Genomic DNA, 11,989 nt, shown 5'->3' on the forward strand with positions numbered 1-11,989 from the left:
GGATCGAACGATATCGACCACCGCGCAGACACGCCAGCGAAACCACGCATGAGAAAGAGTTAACCGATCTGTCTCTTGTCAGCGGGAGCCGCGGGCAAGAATGCTCGATCTGGCGGCCGTCCACTGCGCGAAACCCCCAGTCGCGCTCGGCTCGCCCCGGAGAGATCATCGTGACGAACGCACGCCCTGTGCCCCCGCCCCCTTCCTCCCCCTCGCACCCCGCGATCCGTCCGCACGCGCGGCGCGGCCTCGCGGTGGCGACCGTGTTCGCGACGGTCGCCGCGGGCGTGATCTTCGCTCCCGTGGCGCACGCGGCCGCGGGCCCCGGCGCTCCGGTGGTGATCTCGGAGGTCTACGGCGGCGGCGGCAACAACGGCGGCGCGTTCAACCGCGACTTCATCGAGCTCGCCAACGTCTCGGGCGCGCCGGTCGACCTCTCGGCCTTCAGCGTGCAGTACGCCTCGGCGACGGGCGCCTCGTGGCAGGTGACGCCGCTGAGCGGCATCACGGTGCCCGCGGGCGGTCAGGTGCTCATCGGCGAGGCGGCGGGCACGGATGCCACGCAGCCGGGCTTCACCGCCGACGTCGAGGGCTCGATCGCCCTCGCCGGCGCGCAGGGCAAAGTGGCCCTCGTCTCGAACCAGACCGCCCTGTCGGGAGCGACCGGGATCGCCACGCGCGCCGACGTGGTCGACCTCGTCGGCTGGGGCGGCGCCACCCACTTCGCCGGCAGCGCCGCCGCCCCCGCGACGACGAACGGCACGAGTGTGGCCCGCGCGGCGGACTTCGCGAACTCGGGCGACAACAAGGCCGACTTCACCGCCGGAACGCCCACCCCCACCGGGCTCGGCGCCGCCCCCACCGATCCCACCGATCCCACCGACCCGACGGATCCGACCGACCCCACCGTGGTCGCGATCGCCGACATCCAGGGCACGGGTGACGCCTCGCCGCTGGCCGGCCAGACCGTCACCACCGAGGGTGTCGTCACGGCCGCCTACCCGACCGGCGGGTTCGACGGCTACGTCATCCAGACCTCGGGCACGGGCGGAGCGATCGACCTGGCCGCGCACGCGGCATCCGACGCCCTCTTCGTCTATGCGCCCGGCGCCGTGACCGAGGTCGCCACGGGCGACACGGTGCGGGTCACCGGCGTCGTGTCGGAGTGGAACGGGCTCACCGAGCTGACCGTCGCCCCCGGCGCCGCGCAGCGCATCGACGCGCAGCCCGCACCCACACCGGCGACGGTCACGTGGCCGAGCGACGGCGCCCAGCGCGAATCGCTCGAGTCGATGCTCATCGCGCCGCAGGGCCCGTTCACGGTGTCGAACACCTACTCGACCAACCAGTACGGCGAGGTCGGCCTCGCCGCCGGCACCACCCCGCTGCACCAGCCCACCGACGCCGCACGCCCCGGCACGCCCGAGGCCGCCGCGGTCACCGCCGACAACGCCGCACGCACCGTCACTCTCGACGACGGCACGAGCATCAACTACCTCTCGGCGGCCAACAGCGCCCTCACCCCGGCCTACGTCTCGCTCGTGGAGCCGATCGTCGTGGGCGCCTCGGTCACCTTCACCGACCCGGTGATCGTCGACTACCGCAACAACGGGTGGAAGCTGAACCCCACCGCGCCGCTCGCCGGTGACGGCTCGGGCACCGACGGCGTCGCGTTCTCCGACCCCCGCACCACCGCCCCCGATGCGGTCGGCGGCGACGTGCGGCTCGCGTCGTTCAACGTGCTCAACTACTTCACGACGCTCGGCACCGATTCGTCCTCGTGCGTGGCGTACAAAGACCGCTTCGGTGACGGCGTCACCGTGCGCGACGGCTGCCCGCAGCGCGGAGCGTGGGACGCCGCCGACCTCGGTCGCCAGCAGGCGAAGATCGTCACGGCCATCAACGCCCTGGATGCCGATGTCGTGGGCCTGATGGAGATCGAGAACTCCGCCGCACTCGGCGAGAAGACCGACGAGGCGACCTCGACCCTGGTCGACGCGCTCAACGCCGCCGCCGGTGCGGGCACGTGGGCCTTCGTGCCGTCGTCGAGCGATCTGCCGCCCGCCGCCGAGCAAGACGTCATCACGAACGCGATCATCTACCGCACCGCCGCCGTCGAACGCGTGGGCGACTCCCGCGCCCTCGGCGACCAGAGCGACGACGGCGAGGCCTTCCAGAACGCCCGCGAACCGATCGCACAGGCCTTCACCCCCGTCTCGGGCGGCGACCCGTTCCTCTTCGTCGTGAACCACTTCAAGTCGAAGGGTTCCGCCGGTCCCTGGCCGGGTGACGCCGACGCCGGTGACGGCCAGGGGTCGTCGAACGAGTCGCGCGTGCGTCAGGCGACGGCGCTGCGTGACTGGGTCACCGGCATCCGGGGCGACGTCGACACGGTGGCCCTCGCCGGCGACTTCAACTCGTACACGCACGAAGACCCGCTGCAGGTGCTCTACGACGCCGGCTACGTCGACGCGGCGAGCGCCTTCGGGGTGCCGACCTCGTCGTACAGCTTCTCGGGGCTGTCGGGCTCGCTCGACCACATCCTGCTGAGCGGCGGCGCGAAGGCCCGTGCCACGGGCGCCGACATCTGGAACATCAACTCCGGTGAGTCGGTCGCGCTCGAATACAGCCGCTACCGCAGTCACGGCACGGAGTTCTATGCGCCGGATGCCTACCGCTCGAGCGACCACGACCCGGTGCTCGTCGGCCTCGCCGCTGCCGCTCCCCCGGTCGAACTGACCCTGCTCGGCATCAACGACTTCCACGGTCGCATCGACCAGAACACGGTCGCCTTCGCCGGCACCGTCGAGCAGCAGCGAGCGGCGGCCTCCGGCCCCACCCTGTTCCTCTCGGCGGGCGACAACATCGGCGCCTCGCTGTTCGCGTCGTCGGTCGCGAAAGACCAGCCCACGATCGACGTGCTGAACGCGCTCGGGCTGCAGGCCTCGGCGGTCGGCAACCACGAGTTCGACCGCGGGTTCGACGACCTCTCGGGGCGCGTGTCGGAGGCATCCGACTACCCCCAGCTCGGCGCCAACGTGTACCTCAAGGGCACGACGACGCCGGCGCTGCCGGAGTACGCGCTGCTTCAGGCCGGCAGCCTCACCGTCGGCGTGATCGGCGCCGTCACCGAAGAGACCCCGACCCTCGTGAGCCCGAACGGCATCAGCGGGATCGACTTCGGCGACCCGGTCGCCGCGGTCAACCGGGTGGCCGCGCAGCTGACCGACGGAGACCCGTCGAACGGCGAGGCCGACGTGCTGGTGGCGCTGTACCACGAGGGCGCCGGCGCGGGCACGCCCGACGGCGCGACCCTGGATCAGGAGCTCGCCGCGGGCGGAGCCTTCGCCTCGCTCGTGAACGACACCGACCCGAAGGTCGCCGCGATCTTCACCGGCCACACGCACAAGGAATACGCCTGGTCGGCACCGATCCCCGGCACCGACCGCACCCGACCGGTCGTGCAGACCGGCTCGTACGGCGCGAACCTCGGCAAGATCACCCTGACGATCGAGCCGGGCACCGGCGCGGTCACCGCGCACACCGAACAGCTCGTGAAGCGCACGACCACTCCGGCGGCCGAGCTCGTCTCGAGCTATCCGAACGTCGCCGCGGTGGATGCCATCGTGAAGAAGGCGCTCGCCGCCGCCGCCGAGGTCGGCAACACCGCCATCGGCGAGGTGTCGGCCGACATTACGACGGCCTTCGCGGGCGGTTCATTCGTCGACGGCGTGTGGACCGGCGGCACCCGCGACGACCGCGCGAGCGAATCGGCCCTCGGCAACACGGTGGGCAACATGCTGCGCGACAGCCTGTCGACCCTGCCGAACGGCGCCGTGATCGGTGTGACGAACCCGGGTGGCCTCCGCTCGGAGCTGTGGAACACGCAGGCCGAGTTCGGGGCGGCGGCGGTACCGGGCCTCGCCGACGGAACGATCTCGTTCTCGCAGGCGAACGCCGTGCTGCCGTTCAACAACACGCTCGCGCTCGTCACGCTCACGGGCGCCCAGTTCACGACCCTGCTCGAGCAGCAGTGGCAGCGCGGGCCCGACGGTTCGGTGCCTCAGCGCCCGTACCTGCAGCTGGGGCTGTCCGACAACGTGCACTACACGTACGACGCAGCACTGCCCGAAGGGCAGCGCATCACCTCGGTGACCGTGAACGGCGCTCCGATCGACCCGGCGGCGAGCTACCGGATCGGCACGTTCTCGTTCCTCGCGACGGGCGGAGACAACTTCCGCGTGTTCCAGCAGGGCACCGACTACGTCGACACGGGCCTCGTCGACTACGAGGCGTGGATGGACTACATCGCCGACGGCTCGCCGCTGGCACCCTCGTTCGCCAAGCACGCCGTGCAGGTGAGCGGCGTTCCCGCGAAGACCACCGCGGGCGAGGCGGTCACCTTCCAGGTGGGCGGGCTCAACCTCACCAGCCGCGGCGCACCCGAGAACACGACCCTGCAGGTCGCCCTCGGCGACACCGCCCTCGGCGAGGTGCCGGTCGCCGCGGGAGCGGCAACCGTGACGGTCACCCTCCCGGCGGGCACCCCAGCGGGCGCGGCGACGCTCACGCTCACCGCCCCGGCATCGGGCACCGTCGTCACCGTGCCGATCACGGTCGAGCGGGCGGTGGTCGCCGCGACGACCACCACGCGCCTCATCGCGATCCTGCCGGTGCACATCAACCGCATCCTGCCCTCGACGCTCGTCGCGAACGTGCAGCAGCAGGGCGGCGCGCGGCCCGAGGGCGTCGTGGTGTTCCGTGAGGGCGAGAAAGTGATCGCCACGGTGCCCGTCACGCGCGGTGTCGCCACGCACCGTCTCGGGCGACTCGGGCTCGGCACACACACCTACACGGCGACCTTCGAGCCCGCCGACACGACCGTCGCCTCGGGTTCGACGAGCGCGCCGGTGCGGGTGCGGGCGCTGTTCTGACGCACGGGTCTGTACGGTGACGGTCGCTGCGGCGTCGGGGCTCGCCCCCGGCGCCGCAGCCGTGTGCGCGGGTGTGCGCACGGTTGGCGCGGGGTCGGCGCGGCGTCGACGCGGGCTCGGCGGGGGTCGACCCGCGGCCGACGAGGGACGCCTAGGCTGAGATCGTGACGACGACGGTGGTGATGGTGCACGGCATCCGCACGTCTGCGACCATGTGGCGCGCCCAGCTCGCCCACCTGCAGGAGCGCGGGGTGCCGGCGGTGGCGGTCGATCTGCCCGGTCACGGCACGCGCATGACCGAGACCTTCACCCTGAGCGGCGCGCTCGCGACGATCGACGACGCCGTGCAGGCCGCGGCGGCCGAGGGCCGGGTGCTCCTCGTCGGGCATTCGATGGGCGGACTCGTGTCGACCGCCTACGTCGGCAGCGAGGACCGGCCGCCCGTCGACGCGTTCATCGCCGCCTCGTGCACCGCGATCCCGCGCGGAGTGGGGCTCGCGACCTATCGCACCCTGGCGCGCGGTTTCGACCGGCTGCCCGACCGCGGCTTCCGCATCGCGGAGTGGGTGCTCGACCGCACCCTGCCGCCCGAGACCCGGGCCGACTTCGGCGCGGGCGGCTACGCGTACGACGCGCAAGACGTCGCCCTGCGAAGCCTCTCGGTGCTCGACCTGCTCGCGGCCCTCCGGCGCATCGCCGTGCCGACCTGGTTCATCAACGGCCAGTTCGATCAGCTGCGCGTGAACGAGCGGCTGTTCGCCTCGCTCGTGCCGAACGCCGAACTCATCGTCGTGCCGCGCACGAGCCACCTCGTCACGGCGATGCGCCCGCGCGTGTTCAACGCCCTGCTCGATCTCGCCCTCGCGACGATGGATGCCGAGGAATCCGACGTCCCGGCATCCGACGTCCGGGCGGCGGCCGGCTCAGCGACGGCGCCCTGAGCGCTGCCCCGGCTCGTCTCACCGGGCTCGGCGTCACGCCACCGCCGGGCGACGACGGATCGCGAGGGTCATGAGACCACCCGCGATCGGGAGCACTCCCCCGACGGCGAACATCAGCACGAAGCCACCGACGAGGGCGACCAGGCCCGCACCGATCACCGGGCCGAGCAGCTGGCCGAGACTCGCCGACACGTTGACGAAGGCGAGGTCGCGGGCGCTGTCGTCGGGGAACGGCAACAGGTCGGTCGCCAGGGCGAGCCCGACCGACATGTACGCGCCGTAACCGATACCCAGGAACGCGGCGGCGAGCAACGTGGTCTCGAAGCTCGGCGCGAAAGCGATGACGAGCCCCGCGACGCCCTGCACCACCGCCGAGCCGACCGTCAAGGCGATGCGGTGACCGCTGCGGTCGGAGATGCTCCCCGCGATCACCGACGCCGCGACGACGAACACCGTGTAGACGACGATCAGCAGCAGCAGGTCGTCTTCGGCGCCCGCCGCGTCGCGGTGCAGTCCGTAGAGCAGAAAGAACAGCAGGAGCCCGGTGCCGAGCGCATTGCCGATATTGACGATCAGGCGCCCCCAGAGCAGCCACCCGAAGTCGTGGTCGCGGAACGCGGCGAGCCGCTGCGACAGCGTGTGCACGGTGCGGGCCGACGCCGACGCGGCGGGCGCCGGCGGGTCGGGCAGCCAGAGCGCGGCGACGACACCGGCGACGAGCAGAAAGCCGGCGAGGGCGAGATAGCCGGTCACGACGCCGAGGCCGAGCAGCACGATCACGCCCACCCCGACGACGATGCCGACCGCTTGCGACGACGCGATCGCCGCCGATGCGGCGCCGCGCTGGTCGGTGAGCTGATCGGCGATGAGCGCGGTGAAGGCGGCGGATGCCACGGCGACACCGACCGAGACGCCCACCCACGCGACGCCGACCCCCCACGGCCCCTGCGCGAACGCGATTCCCACCAGCGAGAGGGCGCCCAGCACCACACCGCCGAGCGCCCACGGACGACGCCGCCCGAACGCGCCGCGCGTGCGGTCGCTGAGCCCACCGGCGAGCGGGCCCGCGATGACGCCGGCGAGACCGCCGACCGCCAGCACGAGCCCCGACGAGACGACGCCGGCGATCCAGCCGTCGGCATCGTCGGGAGTGTCGAGCTGCAACGGGATCAACAGCTGCAGGGGCGTCAGCTGCGCCGTCCAAAGCGCGAGCCACGCAAGGCTGAACAGGGTGAACCAGCGCGCGCCGACGCGCTTAGGCGCGGCAGTGGTGTCCGCGCGCTCGTTCGCTGTGGCGGGCCGGTCTGCGGGGGAACGGTCGGGCACAGTCGACTCCTTCGTCGAAGACGCTACCGGTCGGGTGCCGGCGGTCCGATCATGCCGCACTCCCGGCATCCGTCCTCGGCACGGCGCGCCCGCGAACCCGCGTTCTCGGCGCCGCCGTGGATCACCGCGCGCGTCGACACCTGGGCGGCCCGATTGGAGGGGCCGGGCGCCCACCTGGTAGACTCGGTGATTGGCTTGCGTGTGGGTCCCACCTCACACGCCGCCGGAGGCGCCCCTCTACCGCCACCCCGGCACATCCATCGAAAACTCCGAACGAAAGAGCCGTCGTGGCCAACATCAAGTCGCAGATCAAGCGCAACAAGACCAACGAGAAGGCGCACGAGCGCAACAAGGCCGTCAAGAGCGAGCTGAAGACCGAGGTGCGTCGCACCCGCGAGGCCATCGCCGCCGGCGACAAGGCCGCCGCCGAGAAGGCTCTCGCCAAGGCGTCCAAGAAGCTCGACAAGGCCGTGAGCAAGGGCGTCATCCACGAGAACCAGGCTGCGAACCGCAAGTCGGCCATCGCGAAGCAGGTCGCCGCTCTCTGAGCCGCTTCTTTGAAAGAGCCTGTCCCCGCGTGGGACGGGCTCTTTCGCGTCTGCGGCCTGTGCCGACCCATTCGCACCTTCCGGGCCACCCCGAGGGGTGAGGCAGTGCCACGTGGGGGCAAGGGCGGCGGGATGCCACGGGCGCGGCAGCCCACGAAACGTCAGCCCGGTGGGGTCGAGACGTCCTCGGCATCGAGGGAAGCGAGGTATGCGGCGTTGCCGCGGAGCGCGGCGTCGTAGCGCTGCACCTCCGCCGTCGGAAAGCGATCGGCGATCACGGTGAGGACCTCCGCGAGGGCGGCGTGGGGGCGCCCCGCCGCGTGCACGGTGAGCGCCCGGAAGAGCCCCAACGACTCCGATTCGGGGTACCGGGCGATGCCCTCGTCGAAGACGGCGAGACTCTCCTCGTAGCGACCGAGGTTCCGCAGGGTGCTGCCGTACTGCAGGTAGCACTGGCGCAGCCAGCGCCCCTCCAGGCCCGCCGCCATCGCGCGGCGGTAGTAGCCGAGCGCGGTCTCCTCCTCGCCGGCCGTGTCGTACGCTCCCCCGACCTCGTAGAGCACGGCGGGGTCGTCCGGATGCTCGGCCAGCACCTCGAGGAACGCGGTGATGGTCGGAGCCATGCTCGCGCGATCGCGCGCGGCGAAGATCTCGTCCAGCCGTGCGCGCAGCGTCCTATCCGTGCTCATCGGGGCCTCCTCCACGACACGCTAACAGGGAACGAAGGAGCCCCAGGTGGCACCTCGACGCCTGTTCCGCGCCCCGCAGACGTGCCCACGTGCCACCTCGCGGAGCGAGAGGAAGCCACGCGCACAGCCGGTCCGCACACGCAGCGGAGGGAGTGTGGGATGCCCGGAGCACAGCCTCGCCCGGGCGCGAAGGGGCGTGTCAGGCGGCGCCGAAGGGCGCGCGCGTCGCGATCACGGTGACGAGTCGCTCGACGGCGAAGACCGGGTCGCGCGAGGCGCCCTTGACCTCGGCATCCGCCCGCGCCGCCGCCTGGATGGCCATGCCGAGCGAGGCCTCGTTCCACCCGGTGAGGTCGCGGCGGGCCCGATCGACCTGCCAGTCCTTCATGCCGAGGCGGGCCGCGAGTGCCGACGACGACTCTCGCGTGCCGGCGACCCGGGCCATCGTGCGCAGCTTCGAGGCGATCGCCGCGACGAGGGGCACGGGGTCGGCGCCGCTGGCGAGCGCGTGCCGGAGCGCGACGAGCGCGTCGCCGTAGCGACCGGCGATCGCAGTGTCGGCGACGGTGAACGCGGATGTCTCGACGCGGCCACCGTAGTAACGCTCGACGGTGCGCTCGTCGACGTCGCCGGGGACGTCGGCGATGAGTTGCTGGCATGCGGCGGCGAGCTCGGTGAGGTCGTCGGAGAACGCCCCGACGAGCGCGCGCAGCGCGACGGGCGCGATGCGCTTGCGCGCCGTCTGGAACTCGCCCGCGGCGAAGTCGAACCGGTCGGAGTCGCGCTTGACGGCGGGGCAGGCGATCTCGATGCCGCCACCCGCGCCGGCGCGGATCGCGTCGAGCAGCTTCTTGCCGCGGACGCTCGAACCGGTGTGCCGCAGCACGACGGTCGCCCCGTCTTGCGGCGCCTCGAGGTAGCGGATCGCCTCGGTGAGGAACGCGTCGGAGCACTTCTCGACACCCGACACGCGCACGAGCCGCGGCTCGCCGAACAGCGACGGAGAGGTGAGCGCGAGGAGGCTACCGGAGGCGTAGTCGTCGGCGCGCAGGTCGGAGACCTCGAGGCTCGCGTCTTCGGCGCGCAGGTAGTCGCGCACGCCCGCGATGGCGCGTTCGGCGCAGACCTCTTCGGGGCCCGAGACGAGCACGATCGGGGCGGGTTGCGGTGCACGCCACGACACTTGCGGGATCGCCGACGCGCTCTTGCCGCCGCTGCGGGCGGGGGCTCGACGCGGGGCGGGGGTCATGCCCCCAGCCTATCCGGCGGGTGCGACAGCCCGACCTGGCGGCGGCGGACCGGGACTGCGCCCGCCGTCCGCCGGGGCCGTGTCGGCGCGTGCGTGCCAGAGGCGCAGGCCCTCGGCATCCCGCCACACCGCTATGAGACCCTCGCGATCGGTGCGGGCCACTCGGGCGCCGGACGTCGTCAGCAGCGTGAGCGTCTCGCCGCGCGGGTGCCCGTAGTCGTTCTCGCCGACGGTGATGAGCGCCACCGCGGGGCGCAGGCGCGTGTAGAGCGCCGCATCTTGATCGGCGCTGCCGTGGTGGGCGACCTTGACGACCTCGTAGGAGGCGAGAAGACCCGCGTCGGCTTTCATCGCCTGCTGGCCCGCGGCCGAGAGGTCGCCGAGGAACAGCGAGGTCGGCACCCCGCCACCGCGGAACTCCACGACGACGCTCGCGTCGTTGCCGGGCGCGGTCGTCGCGCGTGGCCACAGGACGCGCCAGCGCGCGTCGCCGAGCACGCCGGTCATACCGCGACCCGCGAGGTTCAGCTTCGCGCCGGCGGCTGCCATATCGCCCAGCACCCGCACGTCGGAGGGGCCGCTCGTCGGTCCGTGCACGAGCGTGCCCACGCGGCCGCGCACGGCGTCGAGACCGCCGCGGTGGTCGAGATCGAAGTGCGTCAGCACGAGCAGGTCGAGGTGCGAGATGCCGAGTTCGTCGAGGCAGCGCCCGAGCGGCGCGGGGTCGGGGCCCGTGTCGACGAGGGCGACGCTGCCCGCCGAGCGCACGACGACGGCATCGCCCTGACCGACGTCGCACGCGGCGATCGCCCATGCGGTCGGAATGCCCGCCCGCGTCAACGCCTGCGAGATCGGGCCGAGCGCGACGGCCGTGCCGACGGCGGCCGCGATCGTGAGCGTCGCCGCTGCGCGGAGCCGTGGATGCCCCGGCACGATCAGCGCCGCGACGGCGCCGCCGAGCAGGGCGAGCGCCGCGAGACCCCCGAAGCCCTCGGGCCAGTCGACGACGGTGCCCGGCAGCGACGCGAAGGTCGTCGCAGTACCCGCGATCCACGCGGCGGGCAGCCACGCGAGCGCGCCGAGTCCGCTCCCGAGCAGCGGGATGCCGGCGGCGAGGCACGCCGCGAGGCCCACGACCGTGCCGAGCGGCGCGGCGGGCGCGGCGATCATGTTGGCGAGCACCCCGTATACCGAGAGCTGCGGCGAGATCAGCACGACGAGCGGCCCGCACGCGAGCTGGGCCGCGAGAGGCACCGAGATGCCGAGGGCGAGCGGGCGTGGCATCCATCTCGCGAGCCCGTCGGCGAGAGGACCGGCGCCGACCAGCAGCGCACCGGTCGCGGCCGACGACAGGGCGAAACCGAGCGAGAGCCCCAACCACGGGTCGGCCAGCAGCAGCACGACGACCGCCGCCGTGAGCAGCGAAAGCCCGGCGCCGGGGCGTCCGAGCAGGATGCCGAGCATCGCGATCGCCGCCATCGCCGCCGCCCGCACAACGCTCGGCTCGGGTGAGACGAGCACGACGAACGCGGTCAACGCGCCGAGCCCGGCGAGAACGCGCACACCCCGCCGCGCCCGGCAGAGGGCCGCCGCGCCGAATGCGAGCGCGACGACGAGCGCGCAGTTCGCTCCGGACACCGCCGTGAGATGCGACAGCGACGAGGTCTTCATCGCGGTGTCGAGCGCGGGGTCGACGGCGCTCGTGTCACCGACAGCGAGCCCGGCGATGAGACCCCCGCCCGGCGGCGGCAGGCCCGACGTGATCGCGACCAGCCCGCGGCGCAGGGCGGATGCCACGCCGAGCGCGCCCTGCGCGGGCGAGAGCACCTCGACCGGCCCGCTCGCGTCGATCACGAGCACCTCGCGCTCCCCCGGGTCGGCCCGCCACGCCGTGCCGCTGAGCCGTAGCTCGGCGCCGAGATCGATCGCAGGATCGATCACCGGGGCATCCACGCTCTCCGTCAACGCCCCGTCGTCGCCCCCGGCGTCATCACCGTCGCCGTCTCCCCACGCTTTCCCCGAGCCGCGCGCGCCGTCCGTCGCGCCGGGCAGGCGCACGAGCACGGGCACCCCCGCGCCGCCGAACGGGGTCTCGTCCGACCCGCGCCCGCCGAGCAGGGCTCGGTGGAGCGCGCCGTCGAAGCGCCAGCCGTCGGCGCTCCGCTCGATCTTGCCGACGGCGGTCACCTCGACCGTGAGCGACCGTCCGCCGTCGATCTGCAGCCCCGCCGCCGCCTCGCGCGCCGGCAGGCTCACCGCCACGTGCGTGCAGACGCCCGCGGCGGCGGCGAGCACGACCGCC

Annotated in this window: 7 protein-coding genes; 3 read left to right on the forward strand and 4 right to left on the reverse strand. The window is 72.9% G+C overall.

All coding sequences use genetic code 11. The annotated features are described in order from the left end of the window. Positions 1–188 precede the first annotated feature (188 nt). Together G3N18_RS09720 and G3N18_RS09725 are read left to right on the forward strand one after the other, a co-directional pair. Entirely contained in the window at positions 189–4,934 is a 4,746-nt protein-coding gene (locus G3N18_RS09720) for an ExeM/NucH family extracellular endonuclease (RefSeq protein WP_338038458.1), read from the forward strand. Between the two features lie 164 nt (positions 4,935–5,098). After that, a complete protein-coding gene (locus G3N18_RS09725; protein WP_196384087.1) occupies positions 5,099–5,875 on the forward strand; it encodes an alpha/beta fold hydrolase in 777 nt (258 codons plus the stop codon). Between the two features lie 33 nt (positions 5,876–5,908). On the opposite strand, the gene G3N18_RS09730 is transcribed toward G3N18_RS09725, so the two are convergent. After that, positions 5,909–7,201 carry an MFS transporter gene (locus G3N18_RS09730; protein ID WP_338038459.1) on the reverse strand — a complete coding sequence of 431 codons (1,293 nt, stop codon included), beginning with the start codon at positions 7,199–7,201 and terminating at the stop codon, positions 5,909–5,911. A 287-nt stretch (positions 7,202–7,488) separates the two neighbouring features. Between G3N18_RS09730 and rpsT the strand changes: the two genes are divergently transcribed. Continuing rightward, positions 7,489–7,749, forward strand: coding sequence for a 30S ribosomal protein S20 (gene rpsT / locus G3N18_RS16145; protein WP_196384089.1), 261 nt, complete (start codon positions 7,489–7,491; stop codon positions 7,747–7,749). Positions 7,750–7,910: 161 nt separating this feature from the next. On the opposite strand, the gene G3N18_RS09740 is transcribed toward rpsT, so the two are convergent. The 3 genes from G3N18_RS09740 to G3N18_RS09750 form a co-directional block, all read right to left on the reverse strand. Further along, positions 7,911–8,438 (reverse strand): tetratricopeptide repeat protein, encoded by a 528-nt coding sequence (locus G3N18_RS09740; protein WP_196384090.1) that lies wholly within the window; start codon positions 8,436–8,438, stop codon positions 7,911–7,913. A 199-nt stretch (positions 8,439–8,637) separates the two neighbouring features. Continuing rightward, positions 8,638–9,687 carry a DNA polymerase III subunit delta gene (gene holA, locus G3N18_RS09745; protein WP_196384091.1) on the reverse strand — a complete coding sequence of 350 codons (1,050 nt, stop codon included), beginning with the start codon at positions 9,685–9,687 and terminating at the stop codon, positions 8,638–8,640. Positions 9,688–9,696: 9 nt separating this feature from the next. Next, the coding region (locus G3N18_RS09750; protein ID WP_196384092.1) for a ComEC/Rec2 family competence protein at positions 9,697–11,989 on the reverse strand (2,293 nt) is incomplete at its 5' end.

This window comes from Microbacterium paulum, assembly GCF_015707995.1.
GTDB lineage: Bacteria > Actinomycetota > Actinomycetes > Actinomycetales > Microbacteriaceae > Microbacterium > Microbacterium paulum.

What these genes read in the sequence shown, in the direction of transcription:
- G3N18_RS09740 (WP_196384090.1), bottom strand. Translation starts at nt 8,438, where the DNA reads ATGAGCACGGATAGGACGCTGCGCGCACGGCTGGACGAGATCTTCGCC.
- holA (WP_196384091.1), bottom strand. Translation starts at nt 9,687, where the DNA reads ATGACCCCCGCCCCGCGTCGAGCCCCCGCCCGCAGCGGCGGCAAGAGC.